Origin of the sequence: Nonlabens sp. MB-3u-79 (assembly GCF_002831625.1) — a bacterium.
Lineage (GTDB): Bacteria > Bacteroidota > Bacteroidia > Flavobacteriales > Flavobacteriaceae > Nonlabens.
This window is the reverse complement of sequence record NZ_CP025116.1, coordinates 2137791-2161165: the sequence shown is the minus strand read 5'-3', so window position 1 is coordinate 2161165 and position 23375 is coordinate 2137791. Positions and strand designations below refer to the sequence as shown.

Annotated in this window: 19 protein-coding genes; 9 read left to right on the top strand and 10 right to left on the bottom strand. The window is 37.1% G+C overall.

Annotation, left to right across the window (positions count from 1 at the left end):
• Positions 1 to 10 precede the first annotated feature (10 nt).
• On the bottom strand, positions 11 to 2542 hold the full coding sequence (gene gyrA / locus CW736_RS09550) for a DNA gyrase subunit A (RefSeq protein ID WP_101013731.1): 2532 nt from the start codon (positions 2540 to 2542) through the stop codon (positions 11 to 13).
• Positions 2543 to 2809: 267 nt separating this feature from the next.
• On the opposite strand from gyrA, the gene CW736_RS09545 reads away from it, so the two are divergent.
• Positions 2810 to 5371 (top strand): ATP-dependent Clp protease ATP-binding subunit, encoded by a 2562-nt coding sequence (locus CW736_RS09545; protein ID WP_101015100.1) that lies wholly within the window; start codon positions 2810 to 2812, stop codon positions 5369 to 5371.
• A 439-nt stretch (positions 5372 to 5810) separates the two neighbouring features.
• Here the strand turns inward: CW736_RS09545 and hutH are convergent, their stop codons facing one another.
• The 3 genes from hutH to CW736_RS09530 all read right to left on the bottom strand — a co-directional run bounded on the left by hutH (position 5811) and on the right by CW736_RS09530 (position 10188).
• Positions 5811 to 7313 carry a histidine ammonia-lyase gene (hutH, locus tag CW736_RS09540; protein ID WP_101013730.1) on the bottom strand — a complete coding sequence of 501 codons (1503 nt, stop codon included), beginning with the start codon at positions 7311 to 7313 and terminating at the stop codon, positions 5811 to 5813.
• Between the two features lie 363 nt (positions 7314 to 7676).
• Positions 7677 to 8462 (bottom strand): alpha/beta fold hydrolase, encoded by a 786-nt coding sequence (locus CW736_RS09535; RefSeq protein WP_101013729.1) that lies wholly within the window; start codon positions 8460 to 8462, stop codon positions 7677 to 7679.
• Between the two features lie 187 nt (positions 8463 to 8649).
• The gene (locus CW736_RS09530) at positions 8650 to 10188 is read right to left on the bottom strand and encodes an NAD(P)H-hydrate dehydratase (RefSeq protein WP_101013728.1); all 1539 of its coding nucleotides are present in this window, start codon (positions 10186 to 10188) and stop codon (positions 8650 to 8652) included.
• 144 nt (positions 10189 to 10332) lie between these two features.
• Here CW736_RS09530 and gcvT point away from each other — a divergent pair, with 144 nt between their 5' ends.
• Both gcvT and CW736_RS09520 read left to right on the top strand, forming a co-directional pair.
• Positions 10333 to 11415: a glycine cleavage system aminomethyltransferase GcvT gene (gene gcvT / locus CW736_RS09525; protein WP_101013727.1), complete on the top strand. Its 1083-nt coding sequence runs from the start codon at positions 10333 to 10335 to the stop codon at positions 11413 to 11415.
• A gap of 12 nt (positions 11416 to 11427) precedes the next feature.
• The gene (locus CW736_RS09520) at positions 11428 to 12243 is read left to right on the top strand and encodes a sugar nucleotide-binding protein (protein WP_101013726.1); all 816 of its coding nucleotides are present in this window, start codon (positions 11428 to 11430) and stop codon (positions 12241 to 12243) included.
• Between the two features lie 546 nt (positions 12244 to 12789).
• Here the strand turns inward: CW736_RS09520 and CW736_RS09510 are convergent.
• Complete coding sequence (locus CW736_RS09510) at positions 12790 to 13629, bottom strand: 1,4-dihydroxy-2-naphthoyl-CoA synthase (RefSeq protein ID WP_101013724.1); 840 nt, start codon at positions 13627 to 13629, stop codon at positions 12790 to 12792.
• 33 nt (positions 13630 to 13662) lie between these two features.
• Positions 13663 to 13929, bottom strand: coding sequence for a hypothetical protein (locus CW736_RS09505; protein WP_101013723.1), 267 nt, complete (start codon positions 13927 to 13929; stop codon positions 13663 to 13665).
• Between the two features lie 272 nt (positions 13930 to 14201).
• On the opposite strand from CW736_RS09505, the gene CW736_RS09500 reads away from it, so the two are divergent.
• From CW736_RS09500 to CW736_RS09480, 5 genes are all read left to right on the top strand, one after another.
• On the top strand, positions 14202 to 14612 hold the full coding sequence (locus CW736_RS09500) for a DUF2452 domain-containing protein (RefSeq protein WP_101013722.1): 411 nt from the start codon (positions 14202 to 14204) through the stop codon (positions 14610 to 14612).
• Positions 14613 to 15260: 648 nt separating this feature from the next.
• Entirely contained in the window at positions 15261 to 15389 is a 129-nt protein-coding gene (locus CW736_RS14325; RefSeq protein WP_262493797.1) for a hypothetical protein, read from the top strand.
• A gap of 186 nt (positions 15390 to 15575) precedes the next feature.
• A complete protein-coding gene (locus CW736_RS09495) occupies positions 15576 to 16769 on the top strand; it encodes a PQQ-dependent sugar dehydrogenase (protein WP_101013721.1) in 1194 nt (397 codons plus the stop codon).
• A 1203-nt stretch (positions 16770 to 17972) separates the two neighbouring features.
• A complete protein-coding gene (locus CW736_RS09485) occupies positions 17973 to 18407 on the top strand; it encodes a c-type cytochrome (RefSeq protein ID WP_101013719.1) in 435 nt (144 codons plus the stop codon).
• Between the two features lie 21 nt (positions 18408 to 18428).
• Positions 18429 to 18878 carry a hypothetical protein gene (locus CW736_RS09480; protein WP_101013718.1) on the top strand — a complete coding sequence of 150 codons (450 nt, stop codon included), beginning with the start codon at positions 18429 to 18431 and terminating at the stop codon, positions 18876 to 18878.
• Between the two features lie 59 nt (positions 18879 to 18937).
• Here CW736_RS09480 and CW736_RS09475 read toward each other — a convergent pair whose 3' ends face one another.
• Positions 18938 to 19273 carry a DUF2853 family protein gene (locus CW736_RS09475; RefSeq protein ID WP_101013717.1) on the bottom strand — a complete coding sequence of 112 codons (336 nt, stop codon included), beginning with the start codon at positions 19271 to 19273 and terminating at the stop codon, positions 18938 to 18940.
• A 64-nt stretch (positions 19274 to 19337) separates the two neighbouring features.
• The gene (gene menD / locus CW736_RS09470) at positions 19338 to 21008 is read right to left on the bottom strand and encodes a 2-succinyl-5-enolpyruvyl-6-hydroxy-3-cyclohexene-1-carboxylic-acid synthase (protein WP_101013716.1); all 1671 of its coding nucleotides are present in this window, start codon (positions 21006 to 21008) and stop codon (positions 19338 to 19340) included.
• A 563-nt stretch (positions 21009 to 21571) separates the two neighbouring features.
• Here menD and CW736_RS09465 point away from each other — a divergent pair.
• Positions 21572 to 21760: a hypothetical protein gene (locus tag CW736_RS09465; RefSeq protein ID WP_157810923.1), complete on the top strand. Its 189-nt coding sequence runs from the start codon at positions 21572 to 21574 to the stop codon at positions 21758 to 21760.
• A 6-nt stretch (positions 21761 to 21766) separates the two neighbouring features.
• Here the strand turns inward: CW736_RS09465 and CW736_RS09460 are convergent, their stop codons facing one another.
• The gene (locus CW736_RS09460; protein WP_101013714.1) at positions 21767 to 22810 is read right to left on the bottom strand and encodes a chorismate-binding protein; all 1044 of its coding nucleotides are present in this window, start codon (positions 22808 to 22810) and stop codon (positions 21767 to 21769) included.
• A gap of 30 nt (positions 22811 to 22840) precedes the next feature.
• Entirely contained in the window at positions 22841 to 23254 is a 414-nt protein-coding gene (locus tag CW736_RS09455; protein WP_101013713.1) for a hotdog fold thioesterase, read from the bottom strand.
• Positions 23255 to 23375: the final 121 nt, after the last annotated feature.

The following is a 23375-nucleotide window of genomic DNA, read 5'->3' as shown; positions in this document are numbered from 1 at the left end:
ATAAATTTTATTATTCTTCACTATCATCGTTTACAACAGTAGTATCTGTGTCTTGAGCTTCAGAAACTACACCATCCTCAGATGCTATTTCTTCTTCTTCCTCTTCCTCTTTGACAACTTTAGCTACTGCAGCAATAGAATCGTTTCCTTTTAAATTAATCAAACGTACTCCTTGTGTTGCGCGTCCCATTACTCTTAAGTTGGCCACATTCATACGTATCGCAACTCCAGATTTATTGATAATCATCAAGCCATCTTCATCGCTTACGTTCTTTAAGGCTACAAGACCACCAGTTTTCTCTGTAACTGAGATGGTTTTCACACCTTTTCCTCCGCGATTGGTTTCCCTGTAATCGTCAAGACTGGAACGTTTTCCATATCCTTTTTCTGATACGACAAGAATATTAGAGTCCATATCATTAACCGCTACCATTCCTATCACCTCATCATCTTCATGAGACAATCTAATTCCACGAACTCCGCTGGCATTTCTACCCATAGGGCGTGTTTTAGATTCATCAAAACGAATGGCTTTACCACTCTTAAGACCTAACATAACATGACTGTCTCCAGTAGTGAGTTTTGCCTCTAGAAGTGTATCTCCGTCTCTAACAGTGATGGCATTGATACCGTTGGATCTAGGTCTAGAATATTGCTCGAGAGATGTTTTCTTAACCACACCTTTCTTAGTACACATAATCACAAAATGACTATTGATATACTCTTCGTCCTTAATATCTTGGGTGCAAATAACTGATTTCACATTATCATCCTGCTCAATATTGATCAAGTTTTGAATAGCGCGACCTTTAGAAGTTTTACTTCCTTCTGGAATTTCATAAACACGCATCCAGAAACATTTTCCTTTTTCTGTAAAGAACAACATGTACTGGTGGTTAGTTCCTACAAAGAGGTCTACTAAGAAGTCTTCATCCCTAGTAGTACTTGCCTTTTGTCCTACTCCACCGCGATTTTGGGTTTTGTATTCCGTAAGGCTTGTCCTTTTAATATAACCTGCATGAGAAATAGTGATCACTACCTGCTCATCTGGGATCATATCTTCTATACTTACATCGCCACCGGCATATTCTATCTGAGAGCGACGCTCATCTCCAAACTTCTCTCTTACCTCGATAAGTTCCTCCTTAATGATTTGCATACGACGTTCTTTCTTTTCCAGAATGTCTTTCAAATCAGTAATAGTATCCATCAACTCACTGTACTCTGTGCGTAGTTTATCTTGTTCCAGTCCGGTAAGCTGTCTCAATCGCATTTCAACTATTGCGCGAGCTTGTATTTCTGAAAGCTCAAAACGCTCTATTAATTTTGCGCGGGCTTCTTCACCGTTACTACTAGATCGTATCAAAGCAATAACCTCATCTATGTTATCACTTGCAATAATCAATCCTTCAAGAATATGAGCTCTTTCTTCTGCCTTACGCAGTTCATAGACCGTTCTTCTAACGACTACATCATGTCTGTGCTCAACAAAGTAATGGATCATCTCCTTTACATTGAGCAACTGAGGACGTCCTTTTACCAAAGCAATGTTGTTGACACTAAAACTAGATTGAAGTGCCGTATGCTTATATAGTTTATTGATAACGATATTAGGAATAGCATCACGTTTAAGAACATAAACTATACGCATTCCGTTTCTGTCAGACTCATCTCTTATAGAGGCGATTCCTTCTAGTTTTTTATCGTTAATAAGATCGGCTGTTTTCTTAATCATATCAGCCTTGTTGACCTGATAAGGCAACTCATCTACTAAGATACATTCACGGCCTTTAACTTCTTCAATTCTTACACGACCACGTATTTTTATACGCCCACGTCCTGTGTGAAAAGCGTCTTTCACCCCATCATAGCCATAAATAATACCTCCAGTAGGAAAATCTGGAGCCTTGATATGAGTGATGAGTTCATCGATCTCGATATCATTATTCTCAATATAAGCTATAGTACCATCAACGACTTCTGTCAAGTTGTGTGGCGGCATGTTAGTAGCCATACCTACAGCTATACCGCTGGCACCATTCACGAGAAGGTTAGGTATTTTAGTAGGTAAGACAGTAGGCTCTGATAAGGTATCGTCAAAGTTAAGTTGTGTATCAACCGTTTCTTTATCAATATCTGCAAGCATCTCTTCAGATATCTTGCGCATTTTTGCCTCTGTATAACGCATTGCTGCCGGTGGATCTCCATCCACACTACCGAAGTTACCTTGACCGTCTACCATCATGTAACGCAATGACCATTCTTGAGCCATACGTACCATGGCGTCGTAAACAGAAGTATCCCCATGTGGGTGATACTTACCAAGAACTTCTCCTACTATTCTCGCACTTTTTTTGTAACCTCTATTAGAAAGCACACCCAGTTCATACATCCCGAAAAGAACTCGTCTATGTACTGGTTTTAGTCCGTCTCGCACATCTGGCAGTGCACGTGACACTATGACTGACATCGAGTAATCGATGTATGCTGACTTCATTTCATCCTCGATGTTTATCGGGATTAACTTTTCTCCATCTGCCATGTAAATCAGATTATATTAATTAGTTATTTTAACAACTAGCAATTTAAGTAAATCCCTAGTATTAATAAGGCTTAGATACTCATTATGAGCTGTTTTTATTAACACTTTTAATCCCTTCATGTGGATAAGTTTTAAGAGTCTAAATATTGGGGTAAACAAGAGTTCTAGTTACGCTTTCGCGAAAGCGAACAAAGTATTAACCCTTTTTTACAGTACGGAATGCTTTTTGAAAGAATAAATTCAATACATTTAAACGAAAGAAGCGATATGGACGATAATTTTTCACCAAGAGTAAAGGACGTCATCGCCTATAGCAAGGAAGAGGCCTTGCGATTAGGTCATGATTTTATAGGTACAGAACATTTAATGTTAGGATTACTGCGCGATGGAGATGGAAAAGCGATAGAGATTTTAACTAATTTATCTGTAGATCTAGACAGTTTGCGTCGTAAAGTTGAAATACTCAGCCCAGCAAACCCCAATATATCTACTGCAATAAATGAGAAAAAGAATTTACATCTAACCAGACAAGCAGAGCGCGCACTCAAAACCACTTTTTTAGAAGCAAAACTTTTTCAAAGCACTTCTATCAATACAGCACACCTATTATTATGTATTCTACGTAATGAAAATGACCCTACTACAAAACTTTTAAACAAGCTTAAAGTAGATTATGATAATGTAAAGGATGAATTTAAAATGATCCTTTCGCAAGAAGATGGTTATGTAGAAGATGTGAGCGCACAATCTTTAAGTGACGATGACTCTGGAGACGATATGCAAGATAGTAGTAAAGAAAACCTCTTCTCTCCTAGCGGTGATAAAAAGGTTAATAAAAAATCTAAAACTCCTGTTCTTGACAATTTTGGTCGTGATTTAACTAAAATGGCCGAAGATGACAAACTAGATCCAGTAGTAGGACGTGCAGAAGAAATACAACGCGTGTCTCAAATTTTGAGTCGACGAAAGAAAAACAACCCCTTATTAATAGGAGAACCCGGTGTTGGTAAAAGTGCCATAGCTGAAGGGCTTGCCTTGAGGATTATTCAGAAAAAAGTATCTCGTACTCTTTTTGATAAGAGAGTTATCACACTAGACTTAGCCAGTCTAGTAGCTGGAACTAAATACAGAGGTCAGTTTGAAGAACGCATGAAAGCGGTTATGAATGAATTAGAGAAGAATGAAGATATTATTCTTTTTATAGATGAAATTCATACCATAGTAGGCGCTGGTGGAGCCGCTGGTTCCCTAGATGCATCTAACATGTTTAAACCTGCGTTAGCTCGCGGAGAGATTCAATGTATAGGCGCAACAACACTAGACGAATACAGAAATAGTATTGAAAAAGATGGCGCGTTAGAAAGACGTTTTCAAAAGGTTATGGTAGAACCTACTTCGGTAGAAGAAACAATTATAATCTTGAATAACATCAAAGGTAAATATGAAGAACATCATAACGTAGAGTATACTCCAGAAGCTATTAATGCTTGTGTGAAGCTTACCAACCGTTATATGACAGATCGTTTTTTACCAGACAAAGCTATTGATGCTTTGGATGAGGCTGGCTCCCGTATTCACATCAACAATATAGAAGTTCCTGATCAAATCGTTGAAATAGAAAAGCAACTAGAAGAGGTTAAGGAAGAGAAGAACAACGTGGTTAAAAAGCAGAAGTATGAACAAGCTGCAAAACTGCGTGATGATGAGAAAAAACTAGAACTGCAGCTTGCTGAAGCACAACAAGCTTGGGAAGAAGCTTCTAAACTTCACAAAGACACCGTAACAGAAGAAAACGTAGCTGAAGTGGTGAGTATGATGACAGGAATACCTGTAAATCGTATCGCTACTAAGGAAATGAAAAAACTCAGTAACCTTAATGCATCTATCGGAGATCTTGTGATAGGTCAAGAAAAAGCAGTGAAACAAGTTGTAAAGGCCATACAACGTAATAGAGCTGGATTGAAAGATCCTAACAAGCCTATTGGTTCTTTTATTTTCTTAGGACAGACTGGTGTTGGTAAAACACAACTAGCAAAAGTTCTTGCTAGCGAGCTTTTTGACTCTGAAAATTCGCTCATTCGTATTGATATGAGTGAGTATATGGAAAAATTTGCTATTTCTAGATTAATAGGAGCTCCTCCAGGATATGTAGGTTATGAAGAAGGTGGTCAACTTACTGAAAAAGTGAGACGTAAACCATATGCCGTAATCTTACTAGACGAGATAGAAAAAGCACATCCAGATGTGTTCAACATGTTGCTTCAAGTACTAGATGATGGTTTCTTAACAGACAGCTTAGGAAGGAAAATTGATTTTAGAAACACCATTATCATCATGACTTCTAACGTAGGAGCTCGCAAATTGAAAGATTTTGGTTCTGGAGTTGGATTTGGTACCGCTGCTCGTAAATTAGCAGAAGGTGACAATGCTAGCAGTGTTATACAAGCAGCTTTAAAGAAAACATTTGCTCCAGAATTCTTGAACAGAATCGATGATGTTATTGTCTTTAATTCACTTGAAAAAGAAGATATCCATAAAATCATTGATATTGAACTTGCAAAACTCTTTGCTCGTATCAAAGATTTAGGATACGAATTAACATTGAGTGATGAAGCAAAAAACTACATTGTAGACAAAGGCTTTGATAAAGAATATGGCGCTAGACCTCTTAAGCGTGCGATCCAAAAGTATATCGAAGATACGCTTGCTGAAGAGATTGTAAATAGCCAACTGCAAGAAGGAGATACCATATTCATGGATTTTGACAAGGAAAACGACAAGTTAAGAGTGAAAATTGTAAGACCAGACACAGAACAGTCGGCAGAGTAACCTTATAGGCTATAATGGTTCATACCAACGCATCTTAAAAAGCGATTTTTAAGATGCGTTTTTTTGTTTAAGGATTAGCTAAGTTTATTACAGGAAGAATAAAAGAGGGTATTCCTTTTAATTTAAAATTAAATAATCTGCAGGCTGCAACTGTTATATCTTAAGCCAGTGAATATTACAAATTAGGATCTACAAGTATACGTGAAAACAGCTATAATATGGAGCCTATGGTACATTTACACAATACAAAGCATGATGAATATTACTGCATAGGCATGGTAGAAACTAAGATGCCATGCATGAGTGCTGTAGCTGTGTAAAGCAGATTTTTTAAACCTAATAAACTAAAATCACTCCCCACCAAAGAACAAGCACTGCATTGGACTCATAAGGAACTACTTGAAACTTTTAACGGAATCCTACTAATCCATCGTATGAACTAATTCATGATATCCATATCTAATTCAGTAAACTCCATTATTTCTTTAGCCAATTGTATGTCTTTATACAACACACGATCATTATCATAAGGCTCCACCACGCTGCGCACTATAGATATTATAGACTTCAAAAAACTAGAAGTGTCTTTGACATGAAACTCCATAGCTTGAGCACTGGTCAATAATTCTATGGCTAATACCGTTTTTAAATTATCAATAACTTTATAGGACTTTGTAGCGGCATTTGCACCCATACTTACGTGATCTTCTTGACCATTAGAGCTCACTATACTGTCTGTTGAAGAAGGATTTGCTAAGTGTTTATTCTGGCTCACTATGCTTGCTGCTGTATATTGCAGAATCATCAAGCCACTATTCAGACCTGCATTTTTACATAAGAAGGGCGGTAATTCACGTGTACCACTCATTAATTGGAATATTCTTCGTTCACTAATACTTCCTATCTCACTCATAGCTATAGATAAAAAGTCTAAACCTAGTGCCAGCGGCTGTCCATGAAAATTACCCCCAGAAATAATGGTGTCTGATTCAGGAAAAACATTTGGATTATCTGTTACAGAATTACATTCTGTTAATACTGTTTTAATAAAATAATCAATCGCATCCTTTGTAGCTCCATGAACTTGAGGTATGCATCTAAAACTATATGGATCCTGTACATTTTGTTTTTCATCTACCGCTATCTCACTATCTTCTAATAGCTCTCTGATCATCGCAGCACTCGTCAACTGTCCTTTATGAGGTCTTATCAAATGAATACGCTCATCAAATGGAGACATACTACAAGAAAAGCCGTCTATAGATAAAGCGGCTGTAATGTGAGACCAGTACCATAACTTTCTAGATTCTAGAGAAAGAAATACACCGTAAGCAAGCATGAACTGAGTTCCATTAATTAAGGCCAGTCCTTCCTTAGACTGCAGTTGTAACGATTTCCAACCCTTTAACTTATTAATTTCTTCACCCGTATATCTCTTTCCTTGATAGGTTACTTCTCCTAAACCTATTAATGGCAATGCTAAATGTGCCAGCGGTGCAAGATCTCCAGAAGCTCCTAAAGATCCTTGCTCATATATGACCGGATAAACACCGTGATTGTAAAAATCTATTAAACGAAGCACTACTTCCACACTCACGCCACTATGTCCGTAACACAAACTTTGAATCTTAAGAAACAACATCCATCTCACAATTTTTTCAGGCACTTCCTCACCAGTCCCACAAGCATGCGACATGATCAAATTATGCTGTAATTGAGTTAAGTGAATGCTATCTATTGGGGTATGACATAAAGAGCCAAAACCAGTGTTAATACCGTAAGTAGGCTTGCTGTTGACGCTTCCAAAATTCTTATCTAAATAATCCCTACACGCTTGAACAGCGAGAAGCGAACTTTCTGATAGTTGAAGTTCAGTAACATTTTGAGAAATGTAATTTAAATCTTTTAAACTTAATCTTTTGGAAGAAATTTCATGTGTCATTTTTGGGCTGTTTAGACAATGTAATATTAAACAAAAAGATCTACTCTATCCAAGCAATCGCTCTTCTTATACCTATATTATAAAGGATATTGAATATTTCAGACCTAAATTATATAAATCTTTAAAAAATCAACTGGTGATCATTCAGCAACAAGATTATATAAACTCCTTTTTTCATTTCAACAGGGTATATGTTTCTAAAGAACACTAGGCAATTGCTGATTAAATCTTATCAGTTACAGCAATGTTACCAACTTAATTATTTTTTGTAAAATGAATGATAAGAAAGATAATATGCTATTTACCATAACTCCTTACTTATACAAGTAAGAACTTTAAAAGTTGATTTCTTTTTTAACTGGTTTAAGAAGGTATCGCTTTCAAAAAACTAATAGTCTTTATGTTGAAATTTTCAGGTTGCTCCACATTGACAACATGGCCGCAATTTTCTACTACATACAAAGAAGATTGAAGGTGTTCTTTTACCACTCTTTTAATGGAGGGCAAGAACAAATGGTCTTGTGCTCCCATAACGTATAAAGTAGGGATTTCAATATCTTTAGCTCTAAATAAACGCAACAAAGGATTGATTTCTGCTGTTAATTTAAACCACCTGATAAACTCTTTTCGATATAGTTTTTTAGCCTCGTTTGCAAAAAGAATTCTAGATTCTTTGTGGTTTTTCTTTGGCATAATAATAAATGCAAACAACTTGTAGAGCAACATATAAGGAACTACAGATTTAAAAACATTTCCTACGCTCATTAATATCTGAGAACGAACATTTAATTTCAAGATAGCGCCACCCATTACCATACTCTCCACTAGATCTTGTCTTTTTTCAGCCAAATTACGGATCAGAATGGTCCCCAAGGAAATTCCAATAAAATGAGATTTCTTTATTTTTAAATGCTCTAAAACTTCAATAATATCGTCTGTGATGACATCAAAAGTATAATCCTCGTTGAAGGTGTCTTTTAATGCCAGCTTGCTGTTTCCATGCCCTCTAAGGTCTAATACCAAAACATTGAACTCTTTTTTAAAAGCTCTTATTTGACGAAACCAAATAGAACTACTTCCACCAGCGCCATGCACAAAGCTTACCCACTTAGTGGTGTTTTCGTTTAAATATGTATAATAATGTAGCATAGGATCTTATGCAAATATACTCGTATCGCATTTACAATTTAAATTTACCGGAACAAAAGATGCTTTTCAAAAGCATCAAATACACATAAAGCCTATTGATCTTAGGTGATGACACGCCTGACTTTTGTTTTAAAATATAGAATCATTACAATAAGCATCACATCCTAAAGGAAGAAACTATATATAATTATTGTTGTGACTGCTGCTCCTCCGGTGGATTTCTAAACAATTGAAGTATACTAGGGCCAATAAAATTTGATATCACAGATGCCTTTAAACCTTCATGAGCATAAGTCTGTGCTGCAAGATCGCCACTTGCTCCGTGTATATAAACAGAGAAAATAGCTGCTGTAATTGGATCATATCCCTGCGCTAGAAAAGAAGCAACTACGCCACTTAAAACATCTCCACTACCGGCAGTGGCCATTCCTGGATTACCTGTATCGTTAATAAATAGATCGGACCCCGATATTATTTGGGTATGCGCACCTTTCAATACCATAATTAAATGGTATTTATCGCTAAATTCTTTTACTTTTTCAAGTCGTTCGTAGCTATTATTCCAATCACCGATAAGTAAATTTAACTCCCCATCATGAGGAGTTAAGATAGAGTCTTTAGGCAGTGTTTTTAATAATTCTGGGTATTGGACTAGGATGACTATACCGTCTGCATCTACGACTATAGGTGTTGTTTGTTGTTGTATCGCTTTCGCGAAAGCGGAAACCGTATCCTTCTCTGTTCCTATTCCAGGGCCAATACACAAAACAGTCGCCTTCAAATTATGATTAAAATCTGTAATAAAGTCATTTCCATCGCTCTGCAAAGTCATTACTTCTGGCAAGGAAGTCTGCAAAATATTATTTCCCTCTTTTGGAAGATAGGCCGTTACCTTTCCAGCACCAGAATTGATAGCAGCACCCGCACAAAGAACCGCCGCACCCATTTTACCTTTACTACCAGCAAAAGTAAGTACGTGACCATAATCACCTTTATAAGTAAATTTCTCCCGAGGCTTATACCTGTTTTGAGCCGCTTCTCGGTCTATTAACTCTGCTAGAGGAGCAACCTCCATCAAGTATTCTGGATCTAACCCAATATTGATTACTTCAAAACTACCTACATAGCTTCCCGTTTCAGGAAGAAAAAACGATAGTTTGGGTGTTTGAAATGTAAAGGTATGGTCTGCTTTTAGAATAGCATCGTCTGGTTGATGAGCTGTATTTGCATACAAACCACTAGGTAAATCGATAGCTACTTTAAAGGCTTTAGAGTCATTTAAATAGTGGATCAAATCGGCCATCCAACCGTCTAAAGCTCTGTTGATTCCTGTTCCAAAAATGGCATCTATAACAATATCTTGTGGTGTTATCTTTGGAAAATCATCTTTACAACTCAATAATATGGGCCAGTCTTTAGCTACCTCTTTTATCCGATTATAGTTCACTAAAAAGTCAGGCGATCTTTTTTTACTGCAATTGGTTACATAAACGGTTACTTGATAACCCTGCTCCATCATCAGTCTAGCGATAGCAAGACCATCCCCTCCATTATCACCTATGCCACAAAATATTTTTACAGGAACTGGAGCTGCATTTAATCGTTGGTGAATTCTTTCAAAAACGTTTGTGGCTGCTCGTTCCATCAAGTCGTTACTAGATATGTGCTGCTTGCTAATTGTCGACTGATCAGCCTCTGCCAGTTGTTGTGCGCTTAGAATTTTCAATAGGTCCGTTTTATATAGTGCAATTTAATTAAATCAAAATAATACCCCTTCTTAGGTTTGTGAATTAGTTAGCAATTTGCAATGCCTAAAAACTAGGAAGTTTTAATGGGAAAACTCTACATTTGACCTTATAAAAATCAACAGATGAAAAATACGGCACTTACCTCTATTCATGAATCATTAGGAGCAAAAATGGTTCCTTTTGCTGGCTATAATATGCCTGTTCAATATGAAGGTGTGAATATAGAACACCAAAACGTCAGAGAACATGTAGGTGTTTTTGATGTTTCTCATATGGGAGAATTTTTGATCAGTGGTCCTAATTCTTTAGAGTTGGTACAAAGGGTTTCTTCAAACGATGCTTCAAAACTTACTATAGGTAGAGCTCAATATGCGTATTTACCTAATGAAACTGGAGGTATAGTAGATGACATGTTGGTTTACAAAATGAAAGAAGACGAGTATCTTCTTGTTGTAAACGCTTCTAATATAGATAAAGATTGGGCTCATATTTCTAAGCATAACATCATGAATGCAGACATAAGAGATCTGTCTGAGGATTACTCGCTCCTTGCTATTCAGGGTCCTAAAGCTGTAGAAGCGATGCAATCGCTAACTTCAGTAGATTTAAGTGCTATAAAATTCTATCATTTTGAAGTAGCAGATTTTGCAGGTGCTGAGCACGTTATCATTAGTGCCACTGGTTACACTGGCTCCGGCGGTTTTGAAATCTATTGTAAAAATAGTGATGCAAAACAAATCTGGAAAAAAGTGTTTGAAGCAGGGGCAAGTTTTGGAATAAAACCCGCTGGACTTGCCGCAAGAGATACCTTACGTCTAGAAATGGGGTACTGTCTTTACGGAAACGACATAGATGAAACCACTTCTCCTTTTGAAGCGGGACTAGGCTGGGTAACTAAATTCACCAAGCCGTTTGTCAATTATGAGCAACTCCAAAAAAATAAAGAAAATGGTGTAGACCGCAAGTTAGTTGCCTTTGAAATGGATGATCGAGCGATACCTCGCGGTGGTTATGAAATAAAAGACAGCAGCCAGAAAGATCTAGGTATAGTTACTAGTGGAACTATGTCTCCTTCTATGGGTGTAGGTATAGGAATGGGATATGTACCCCCTGTTTTTGCTGCTCCAGGAAGTGAAATTTACATACAAATTAGGAAAAAGTTAGTTTCTGCGACTGTGGTTAAATTGCCTTTTTATAAAAAGTAAACAGATTTATTTTTGAGTAGAATTTTAATTTTAGGCGGTAGCGGTTTTATAGGTAATGCACTCTATAAAGAACTGGTACCCTTTTTTGATGTACATGCAACTTTCAAAACGGATCATGCTGCTTTTGAAAAAAACAAGCATTTTCATCAGTTTGATTATGAAATGGAAAGTCTCGATATACTTTTAAATAATCTCAAACCGAAGTTTATAGTAACAGCCCTAAGGGGAAATGTTACTAGTCTGGTGCGCATGCATTTTGAAATTGCAGATTATATAGAAAAGAATGACTGTAAGCTAATCTTTCTATCCAGCGCAAATGTCTTTGATCGTTTCACTAATTACCCTAGTTACGAATACGACAAAACACTGTCTGAAAGTATTTATGGAAGGTTTAAAATTAAAATTGAAAACGAATTACTGCGCAAGCCTGTTTCTAAATATGTGATATGCCGCATTCCTATGATTTACGGTGCAGGCTCTCCTCGAATTAATGAACTAAAAGCCCAGCTTCAATTAAATCAAGCTATGGATGTTTTTCCTAATGTGGTGATCAATGCTACCCATATTAACAAATTAGTACAACAGCTGCATTATATTATCAATAGAAGACGACGTGGCATCTTTCATCTAGGCAGTAATAACCTCATACATCATATAGACCTCATCAAAGATATTTGTGAACAGTTAGGCTATCCACAGCCCTTATTGAAACAGGTTTTTGATTCCAACGAAGACCGACACCTTGCTGTTTTACCTAGGGACAATATGTTGCCTAAACATTTACAACTCAATATAGAAGATGTGGTAAAAAGTAGTGTGGTGATGTAGATCTATGTGGGTGAGGCTTTCGCGAAAGCGAGGTCGTATAACACTGCGATATTTTGATCTCTAAATAACTCCAGCATCGCAATCCCCATTGTCCTGCGGACATTATGCATTCCTCCCGTTGCACTCGTCGGATGCAAGAAGGGAAAACCTCGTCAAAAAAATACCGGGAACTGCAAAGGACTCCGCATCAAGTGCGGAAGTTCAATCCATCGACTTTCCGATCATTCCAGCATCGTAAGCCCCATTGTCCCGCGGACATTTCCCCAAAGGGAAAAATAGCTTTGAATCGCGTTGCTCTTTCTTTTATTGCCTCATGGTCATTACTTCGACAAGCTAAGTATAGGGAAGACATTATGCATTCCTCTCGTTGCACTCGTCGGATGCAAGAAAGGGGGAAACTCCCCTTAAAACTCTCGGGAACTGTAAAGGATTCTGCATCAAGTGCGGAAAATAATTTCCAAAGTTACCATTATAAAATACTGCCTACTCACATTTGCGAGCGCAGCGAGCAAATCAACCTGCATACTGCCTACTGAAAACTAAAAATTAAGGTATATAACGATCACTCCCCCAATTAGGCGGTCGCTTTTCTAAAAAGGCTTCTCTTCCTTCTTTTGCCTCGTCGGTCATGTAGATCAATCGCGTCATTTCTCCAGCAAAAACTTGTTGACCTACCATACCATCATCAGTAGCGTTTAATGCAAATTTTGCCATTTTTATAGCTATTGGAGATTTCTTAAGGATCTCTTGTCCCCAATCATATGCGGTTTGATCCAGTTCATCATGAGGTACTACAGCATTCACCATTCCCATATCCATGGCTTCTTGAGCAGAATAGGTGCGGCCTAAAAAGAAAATCTCACGTGCTTTTTTCTGACCCACCATTTTTGCGAGATATGCACTTCCATAACCAGCATCTACACTGGCTACATCAGTATCTGTTTGTTTGAACACCCCATGTTCTCTACTCGCTATGGTCATGTCACAAACGACATGTAAACTATGCCCACCACCTACGGCCCAACCTGGCACGGCACAAATGACCACTTTAGGCATAAAACGTATCATGCGTTGTACTTCTAGAATATTAAGACGCCCAGTTCCAGAATCATCTTTATAACCATCGTGTCCGCGAGCATTTTGATCTCCACCACTGCAAAAAGCCCAACCACCATCTTTTTTTGAAGGTCCTTCACCAGTCAGCACGACTACCCCTATAGAGAGGTCTTCTTGTGCGTCATAAAATGCTTTGATGAGTTCGCTCACAGTTTTAGGCCTGAAGGCATTGCGCACCTCAGGTCTATTGAATGCAATACGGGCGATACCATTAGATTTTTTATAAGTGATATCTTCAAATTCTATAGCAGTTTTCCAAGGTATGGACATAAGATCAGTTTTGTAGCAAATATAAGATCTATCCTATTGATACCATACTCTCACCACCTCAATCATATAAACATACCCACCTTGCATGTTCAGTCTTTTGGCATTGTGCTCTTTCTTATTATGTCCAGAAACTGGAACAAGAAGTGTTTCTACATTTATAATTTTTGAGTTGTAATTCTTGCGTACCCATTCATTCACGCGTTCCATAACCACCTTAGTAGATTCGTAATTATTCCCTTTCCAGAAACTTTTATGAGCTACTTTAGGTTCAAAGTCTATATAGTTAATTTCGTTTGTCATAGTTAATTAGTTGCAATAAGATGATATTTGTTACGCTTTCGCGAAAGCGAGATCACATCAAATCAAAATAACTGATCTTGCTTCAAGATCTTAACACGGTGGATGAATGCTTTAGGTATGGCAGCAATTAAAGTAATATAGAGGTATAATTCGTAATTTGGTAGAATGATAAATTATTCAAATCGAGACCCTTCATCCTGCCTTAATTATATTGTTTAAGAAAATCATGTTAATCTTCCACAAAAAAAGCTATCAATTTGTAAATTTGCCAAATGAGTGAAAAGAAAAAGCCAGATTACGTAGTTTACGATGAAGAAACAGGTACTTATAATGCCGCACTTCTTCCTTATTCCAGTGGTGTCGCGGCTCCTAAAATCACTACTCCAGATATTACCTCGTGGAAACAGACCAATATCAACAAGGTCAACCATGAGATCAAATCCCAATTTGACCAACTCAAAGCGCAATACGAAGCCATGGTTAAAAAATACGAGGACAACCAACTTGTTTACGGAGCTAAATTCTCTTTTGAACCTATCGTAGGAGAAACTTATCACTTATACAAAGGACGTAAAGATGGACTTCCCTTCTTATCTGTCATTTCTCCAGAAGAATGTACTTGGGAATCTGTAGGTACCTATAGACTTACTTCTGAAAAATTATGGGAGGAAATAGGATCATAAGCCTTGCTATTTAATAGTACATCTATCTTTTAATCCTCTTGCCTCTTTTTAACTGAACTGTAGGTACCTCTATAGTTTTAAAAATTCATTCTTGAAGAATCCTGTCGGTAAACAGCAGCTCATAAGAGCTCTTTATCCAGAGACAAGCTATTATCACTTTTCCCAACTCATAAGGAAGCATAGGATAAGGGTTTAGGATTCGTGATCATATGATACAATAGCTTAATCAATGGAAGATATATTAAATTCAAAGCTGTTGTTCTACCTCCTTAAATTTTAATAAAAAGTAGTAGTTGATACAAATTTGACCCTATACAACAACAAAACACCCCTCATAAAAGCGATTATTTACTAATAATAATCGCTTTTTTATTTTTATTGCTAAAATAATTAGCAATTTAATACTCTGAACATCAGTTAATTAATAAAATACCTCAAAATAATTATAAAACTAACTGTAACAATTGAAAAGAGTGATCGTCTATTAAGTATAACCCAAAAATAAAACATTATGAAAGCTTCAATAGGATTTTTAAACGGAAACCAAGAGACAAACAACAGAACAAGTAACGCAGCTACTTTTTCAGATACATGGAACTCCAGACGTCGTTACAGATAAAATAAATAACAATTCTTAAAACATCAATCATGAAAACCTCAATAAAAATTTTAGCCTTGAACTCCGATTTTCCTATGCTTTCCAGAAATCGCTCTACAGATGAAAATCTTCCTTTTAATGAAGACATGGAAGCCAGTAGAACTTTCTTTTTATGCTAGGAGAAACAGTGTTTTTTCAACACAGTAGCTATTTTGAATTAGCCTTCTACCCTACTCCTTATAAAAGACACTTAAATTTAATAACCACCAAAAACAGATAAATCCCTTAGTGAACGCTAAGGGATTTATCATTTTATTATTGTTTTGTGACTGTCGAAGATTTACTTTTAAATTAAATAACAGATCATGAAACGATTTTCTCCACTTCTACTTTTGATCATTCTAAGCATCGGTTGTAAGAATAACTCTGACTCTACTGAAGATCTCTCGGTTAATCAGACATTAGAAGATGCTCCTTCTTTCTTTGAAAGCAATCAACAAGTTCCTTCTGCTCAAAACATTCCTCTTATAGAAGATCAAAAGGACTATACAATAATACCAATTGTAAAAGACCTTACTAATCCATGGGGTATGACTTGGTTGCCTAATAGCGATTTGATCTACACAGAAAAGGAAGGTAAATTATACCGCTTTGACGGTAATAGATCACATGAAATATCTGGAGTCCCTGCAGTGTACTTACGCGGTCAAGGTGGCTTGCTGGATGTGACTGTACATCCTGATTTTAAAAAAAACAACAGGATCTATATTTCCTATGCCAGCTCTGAAGGTGAGGGCTCGGGAGGGAATACCGCAATTGCAAGTGCCATTTTAAAAAATGATGAATTGATAGATCTTAAAGTACTCTACAAAGCAACTCCCAACACAAAAAAAGGACAACATTTTGGCAGTCGCTTTGCATGGGATCCAGAAGGTTACTTGTATTTCTCTGTTGGTGAACGTGGAGAACGAGATATCAACCCACAAGATTTAAAGCGAGATGGTGGTAAAATCTATAGGATACATGACGATGGACGTATTCCAACAGACAATCCTTTTGTAAATGTTCCTGGAGCTAAAACCGCAGCTTTTACTTATGGAAATAGAAATCCGCAAGGAATGACGGCGCACCCTAAGACAGGCCAAATCATCGCTCATGAACACGGCCCTCAAGGTGGTGACGAAATTAACTTTATAAAACCCGGACGTAATTACGGATGGCCAGTGATCAGCTACGGAGAGAATTATGGTGGTGGTGAGTTTGCAGAAAGCACTGCCAAAGAAGGAATGGAGCAACCCTTCTATTATTGGGTACCTAGTATAGCGCCTAGTGGTTTTGCTATTCTTGATAATGCTGCTTATGCAGACTGGAACGGCAACTATTTAGTAGGCTCCTTAAAATTTCAATACCTAGAAATGCTCTATGTAGACGACCAAGGTGTTACCAAAAGAGAAAAACTAGTAGACGGTTTAGGTCGTATGCGCAATGTAAAAATAGGCCCGGATGGAATGATTTATATAGGTGTGGAAGGAAAAGGGATTTTTAGGATAGTTCGCTAGTTGGTGAGTAGTGAGTCGTTGAGTCGTTGAGTGGTGAGATGTGAGCTGTGAGATGTGAGTCTTTAAGTTTATGGAATGTGGGAAGTGGAGAGTGAAAAGTGAAAAGTGGAGAGTGGAAAGTGGAATGAGGAATGAGGAAAATGGAAAATGGAAAATAAATTTTTTGAACTGAAAAAGCGGACTTCAGTCCGCTAAATAAAAAGAAGGCCGTGAGGCGACAAAATAGATTCCCAGAGGCGGAATTCATTCCGCCTGCTGCAATGTACATGTAAAATATCGAAGCCTTTCCCCAGCCCTAAAGGGTGAGGTTTCTATCTGAATTTGACCTTGACCTTGAAAAAGCGGACTTCAGTCCGCTAAATAAAAAGAAGGCCGTGAGGCGACAAAATAGATTCCCAGAGGCGGAATTCATTCCGCCTGCTGCAATGTACAAGTAAAATATCGAAACCTTTCCCCAGCCCTAAAGGGTGAGGTTTCTATCTGAATTTGACCTTGACCTTGAAAAAGCGGACTTCAGTCCGCTAAATAAAAAAAAGGCCGTGAGGCGACAAAATAGATTCCCAGAGGCGGAATTCATTCCGCCTGCTGCGATGTACATGTAAAATATCGAAGCCTTTCCCCAGCCCTAAAGGGTGAGGTTTCTATCTGAATTTGAATTTGACCTTGAAAAAGCGGACTTCAGTCCGCTAAATAAAAAGAAGGCCGTGAGGCGACAAAATAGATTCCCAGAGGCGGAATTCATTCCGCCTGCTGCGATGTACATGTAAAATATCGAAACCTTTCCCCAGCCCTAAAGGGTGAGGTTTCTATCTGAATTTGAATTTGACCTTGAAAAAGCGGACTTCAGTCCGCTAAATAAAAAAAAGGCCGTGAGGCGACAAAATAGATTCCCAGAGGCGGAATTCATTCCGCCTGCTGCAATGTACATGTAAAATATCGAAACCTTTTCCCAGCCCTAAAGGGTGAGGTTTCTATCTGAATTTGACCTTGACCTTGAAAAAGCGGACTTCAGTCCGCTAAATAAAAAAAAGGCCGTGAGGCGACAAAATAGATTCCCAGAGGCGGAATTCATTCCGCCTGCTGCGATAAACATAGTGTCTGTTATTGTTGAAATTCTAGGACACCACTTAACCCATAAATTATTCTACATTAAACCATTTCATTTACAGATTGCTTTGTATTTTTAAACCACATCAAAGAATTATGAAATATCTATTTATACTAGCCGTAGCAATTGTTTTTAGCAGTTGTGGAGATGACAAAAAGAAAGAGTCCACAGGCAACTATGCAGCAAATGCGGTACAAAAAACTCCACTAGAGCAAAGTGTGTCTCGTGGTAAAGAGATCTACGGCGAACTTTGTGTGACGTGTCATTTACCCAATGGAAAAGGAGTCGCAGGAGCTTTCCCTCCATTAAATCCGTCCGACTGGTTAATCAACAAGCGTATAGAGAGCATTCATGCGATAAAATATGGTTTAAAAGGTAAAATTCTTGTCAATGGAGCCGAGTACAATAATGTTATGCTCCCTCTTGGCTTAGACGACCAAGAAGTAGCTGATGTAATGAATTACACCATTCAAACTTGGAATAGCGGTGAAGTGGTTACCGAGGAGGAAGTCAAGGCTGTAAAAAAGTAATTTTTTTACTGAATCACACCTATGTTTCATAAGCTCATTGACTTTTTAAAAGAGAAGGGAACTACAAAGTGCCTTAACAAAGCGCTAAGCCTAGGAAAAAATTCTTTTGATCGAAGTTTACACCTTAGAAACTTAGGATTCACAACCCAAGATGCACTAGATATTGCTGCTATTCTTAAAAAAGAAGATAGTTTTACCAGTACTTTAAATTCTTTCAGTTTGAGTTATAACAATCAAATAGGCGATAAAGGTATAATTGCCATCATGAATCATTTACCCATGTCAGTTAAAGAAATAGGGTTGGTAGGTTGCGATATAAATGATCCCGCAGGCAAAGCTATTCTAGAATGGATGCAAACAGCAACATCGCTTCACATGATTTGTATGGAACAAAACAAGTTTTCTAACTCCTTAAAAAAGGATTTCCATACTTTTAAAAAAGAAAATCCATCTATTCTAGTGATTCTCTAAACTAAAAAATCCCCTCTCCGTAAAACCGAAATGGGATTTTTAATGTCATCTAAAGAATTTTAGTTATAAACAGACTCCTTGCCGTGGTGTACACAAAGCATGTAATAAATACAAGCACGGTACTTAGCGCGCTCACTCCTACCATACTTTTCCATAACAGCCTCAACAGATGCCATCAATGCATTACCAGAAAGACCCAATTTCTTTACTAAATAATTATCCACTACGCGTTGCATCTCTGAAGGTTCAGCGCTTACAGTCTCAGCATCTTTGTTATAAATCGATGGACCTAAACCTTTAGTTACTTCTCTAAGCAATTCTTCATTTAATGGTCCACCTACTTTTTCTTTGTAAGCTGCAATATATTTCTCTATTCTTTCATCAAATTTACTCATAACCTTAACCTTTAATTTTAAGTTATCTAATTGAATGTATGCATTAAAGATATAGGAATAAAATCTATTTTAAAAATTTAAAGTAATCTAGAAGCACCGTATCATTTATTTTTCGAGGTGTAAATAGTTCCAATAATTGTGGTTGATCATTGTTAGAGAATAGTTTTTTGGACGCTTTCGCGAAAGCGGACTCCTCACTAATACTTTCATAATTCACACCGTGCATCTTGCAAAGATGTTGGGCAGTAAGCTGGTGTTCTGTCTCAAAATAAGTATCAAACTCCTTAGTATTCTTATGTCCTGGCAAAATTCTAAAAATCCCACCACCCGAATTGTTAATAAGGATTATTTTAAAGTTTTTAGGAATGTAGTTGTTCCATAATGCATTGGAATCGTAGAAAAAACTAAGGTCGCCTGTAATAAAAACCACGGGTTGATCAATGGCCATAGCTGCTCCTATAGCCGTACTTGTACTTCCGTCGATTCCACTGGTACCACGGTTAGAAAAAACAGTATGCGTAGCATTCATCTGAAAGAGTTGTGCGTACCTTATCGTGCTGCTATTTCCTAACTGTAAAACAATACCATCTGGCAAACTCGGGAATACCAACTCAAATACTTTAAAGTCAGACCAAGGCATTTGTACAAAATAATCTTCTCTCTTGACTAAATACGTATGGAAATGCTGCAACCATCTTTTTTGATAATCACTTTCTACATAAACCGAAGGCAACTGGTGTATCCATTTTTGTGGTTTGACCTTGATATGACCAGCAAGTTTAAAAAACGTATCGTACGCGCGACGTTTCCCTACGTGGTAATGTACTTTAGTTTCAAAACGCCTTAAGTATTGTTTTATTTTTTTAGAAACGATCATGCCACCTATAGTGATCACAAGATCTGGTTGAAGGTCTCGTATTTGCTCATCTTCTTTCTCTAAAGGAGCAATTAGGGTGTCAATTCCCCAGATTACTTTTTCATGCACCACATTACTACTCACCTCACTCATCACGAGGACACTAGGATCACTAGTCAATACATCTAGATCTTCCTTATTGAACACCGTCGGGTTTAGTGTTGCTAGAATGACGAGCTTCCTTTTGGCCATTTTCCATTGGGCTATAAAGCTATCTGGAATGGCACTGGACTCGTCTTTTAACAAGTCTATTACTTTTACTTGAAGTGAAGGAGCTTCGACTCTATTGTATAGCGGTTCCTCAAAAGGTATGTTGATATGAACCGGACCATGTTGTGAGATCGAAGTATTGATCGCTTTGTTAATCAATCGCTCATTAGTTGCAATGCCCTCTTTATCATCAATAGACTTTATAATTTCTAACTGCGTATCGTATAAGATATGGTTTGCATACACATGTTGTTGTCTAATGGTCTGTCCATCACCTATATCTATTTTATGTGGTGGCCGGTCTGCGCTGAGAACTATAAGTGGTATTTCTGAATAAAAAGCTTCAGCAACTGCTGGATAATAATTCAACAAAGCACTACCACTTGTACAAAGTACCGCTACTGGCTCTTGCAATTGCTGAGCTATTCCCAGAGCTACATGAGCTGCACAACGCTCATCTACAATACTATAACAATTAAAAAAATCGTTTTCTGAAAAACCTATAGTTAAAGGTGCATTTCTAGAACCTGGGGAAATAACAATATTCTTGATACCTCTTTCTTGGAATAAAAGAATGACCTGCTGTGCATGTAGAATTTCTGGATACATATAGTACAAAGATAATCGCGAAAAACGGTGTAGCCAACTTCCTTAACAGCTTCTTACGATACCGAATAAATATTTAATGAAGAAGCGTAATTAGAGGCTCTTTGCCTTGATACTTCTGAAAAAAAACGGGTGCTATTATATGTGTTATTCTAGTCTGCTATTTCATTTTTACGATACAGTACTTATCATCTCAAAATTTGCTTTATAAAACATAGGAATGACCCAATAAAAATTGTAAAAATAAATAACAGGGCCCAGGAAGTTACTTCATCTCTTATTATCAAGTTCTTAATGAATTAAAATAATTTTTAGAAGCCTGCCATTTTAAAAGCTACAAAAACAAGAATATTCGATTTCGTAAGGTTTTTAACGTCAGTTGTTGGGTAAAATGAGCAAATGATGTCGAAGATAAAAAGCATCTTAACTGACTACTTGACTATTCAAATACGCATTTCATCTTATTTATCTTTCTTTTAAAACTTTGTCCTAAGTTTTTAAAAATCCAAATAGATTATTTGAAATATTATGTCGATATTTAAATGATAATAAAAACAGCACCACCTATGATCCTATTTAAATATCTTATTTTTTATTCGTTCGTAGGGTTGTACCAATCTGCTTTATTTGTAAAATCTGGGATAAGAAGAGGTTCTAATTATATGAAATCTTGGAATGAAAACAATAAGGAGCAAGGACAAGCCGTAGGATTTAAAACTACTTTATTACGTACTGCTTTTAGAAGTATTCTTTAATTAACTTTACAATACCTTTTTCATAGTCAGTAGCTTATTCACAGTCTCCTCATATTCTGATTTCGGATCGCTTAAAGCGGTAATCCCCCCACCTACATAAATGTCTACCTCCTGATCATAAAGCTGCATGCACCTTAAATTCACAAAGTAGTTTGCTGTATTTTGGTCCACCACACCTAAATATCCTGTATAAAATGAACGGTCATAGTTTTCATTCCGCAAAATAAATTCCAATGCTTGATTCCTAGGCATTCCACAAACTGCTGGTGTAGGATGCAAAGCATCTATAAAATTACTTTTATCATCCATAGATACAGAAGCAGTAATATCCGTACTTAAATGAATAAGACTTCCAGCTTGAACTGTTTTTACTTCTGATTTCTGAATGTCAAAGGCTCCATTTTTATTAAGGTTATTGATGATAAAATCAGTGACCAGTTCTTGTTCTTCAATTTCTTTTTTACCCCAATCGTGTACTTCATTTTCTATATAAATAGCCGTTCCAGCAAGTGACATCGTTTGTAGTTTTCCGTCATTTACACAGACTAATATTTCTGGTGTGGCACCCATCCATTTTCCCACTTTAGGATGATAAAAAAAGTAACAATTAGCTTCTGTATATTTATCTAATAAATTGAAGAGAATCTCTAAGTCTGAAGCTTTTTTAGTGAAACGTTGTTTGCGCGAAAGCACCACCTTTTTCATACTGGTTTCTTTCAGCACACTTACTGCTTTTTCAACGAGTTTCACATAACGGTTTTGCTCCACTTCATCAACTAAATAGGTCGTGTTCATTTGCCCTACAGCCTTTAATTGCCGTTTTTCAATAGTAAAGTATTGATCTTCTTCAGCATAAATAAATACCTGATCTTCTGTGTTTTGAAATTTAGAAAAAACACCATAAGTCATGTTGTCAGGTGCTGTTTTAAACCATTTTTGATCTCGCTGTGAGAGAACGCGCACACGGCGATCGTTTGCCGTTCTCAATAACAAGAACGGTAATTTTTTTTCAAGTAAATCTGCTAGGTATAAGAGTAAGTTTTCGCGCAAGCGGTATAGAAATAAAGGTTAAAAAATGTGCTATTTTTTCAAAGCGATAGTCGTCAGTTTACAGATAGAAATGAGCATATTCTCTTCATCTGTAATTCTGATTTCCCACAGCTGAGTAGTCCTGCCTTTGTGCAAGAAACGAGCCGTTGCAAACACGTGTCCGTCCTTTTTGGACCGGGTGTGATTGGCACTAATTTCTAGTCCGCGAATGGCAAAATTATCTGTGTCTAAAAACAAATAACTCGCAGCACTCCCAACCGACTCTGCAAGAGCAACACTAGCTCCTCCATGAAGCACTCCATCTGGTTGATGCACTTTTGAAGTAACCGGCATTCGAGCAGTTAAAAAATCTTCTCCTACGTTTACAAAATCAATATCAAGGGTTTCCATTAGCGTATTGCGGCAAATGGCATTACAACGCTGTAGTATCTTTTCTTTGTCCATATCTTTACCAAAAATAAGTTATAGTTAAAGAATACTAGTTTATTGTTTGAATTTCCTGAAAAGAAGATGTCTGCAAAGGCAATTTTCTTTACAAAAACGAAAAATAAAACATTAGCTGGAG

What these genes read in the sequence shown, in the direction of transcription:
- CW736_RS09455 (WP_101013713.1), bottom strand. Translation starts at nt 23,254, where the DNA reads ATGGACAAAGAAAAGATACTACAGCGTTGTAATGCCATTTGCCGCAAT.
- CW736_RS09505 (WP_101013723.1), bottom strand. Translation starts at nt 13,929, where the DNA reads ATGACAAACGAAATTAACTATATAGACTTTGAACCTAAAGTAGCTCAT.
- CW736_RS14325 (WP_262493797.1), top strand. Translation starts at nt 15,261, where the DNA reads ATGAAAACCTCAATAAAAATTTTAGCCTTGAACTCCGATTTTCCTATG.
- CW736_RS09485 (WP_101013719.1), top strand. Translation starts at nt 17,973, where the DNA reads ATGAAATATCTATTTATACTAGCCGTAGCAATTGTTTTTAGCAGTTGT.
- CW736_RS09495 (WP_101013721.1), top strand. Translation starts at nt 15,576, where the DNA reads ATGAAACGATTTTCTCCACTTCTACTTTTGATCATTCTAAGCATCGGT.
- CW736_RS09535 (WP_101013729.1), bottom strand. Translation starts at nt 8,462, where the DNA reads ATGCTACATTATTATACATATTTAAACGAAAACACCACTAAGTGGGTA.
- CW736_RS09480 (WP_101013718.1), top strand. Translation starts at nt 18,429, where the DNA reads ATGTTTCATAAGCTCATTGACTTTTTAAAAGAGAAGGGAACTACAAAG.
- hutH (WP_101013730.1), bottom strand. Translation starts at nt 7,313, where the DNA reads ATGACACATGAAATTTCTTCCAAAAGATTAAGTTTAAAAGATTTAAAT.
- gcvT (WP_101013727.1), top strand. Translation starts at nt 10,333, where the DNA reads ATGAAAAATACGGCACTTACCTCTATTCATGAATCATTAGGAGCAAAA.
- CW736_RS09510 (WP_101013724.1), bottom strand. Translation starts at nt 13,629, where the DNA reads ATGTCCATACCTTGGAAAACTGCTATAGAATTTGAAGATATCACTTAT.
- CW736_RS09545 (WP_101015100.1), top strand. Translation starts at nt 2,810, where the DNA reads ATGGACGATAATTTTTCACCAAGAGTAAAGGACGTCATCGCCTATAGC.
- menD (WP_101013716.1), bottom strand. Translation starts at nt 21,008, where the DNA reads ATGTATCCAGAAATTCTACATGCACAGCAGGTCATTCTTTTATTCCAA.
- CW736_RS09500 (WP_101013722.1), top strand. Translation starts at nt 14,202, where the DNA reads ATGAGTGAAAAGAAAAAGCCAGATTACGTAGTTTACGATGAAGAAACA.
- CW736_RS09465 (WP_157810923.1), top strand. Translation starts at nt 21,572, where the DNA reads ATGATCCTATTTAAATATCTTATTTTTTATTCGTTCGTAGGGTTGTAC.
- gyrA (WP_101013731.1), bottom strand. Translation starts at nt 2,542, where the DNA reads ATGGCAGATGGAGAAAAGTTAATCCCGATAAACATCGAGGATGAAATG.
- CW736_RS09475 (WP_101013717.1), bottom strand. Translation starts at nt 19,273, where the DNA reads ATGAGTAAATTTGATGAAAGAATAGAGAAATATATTGCAGCTTACAAA.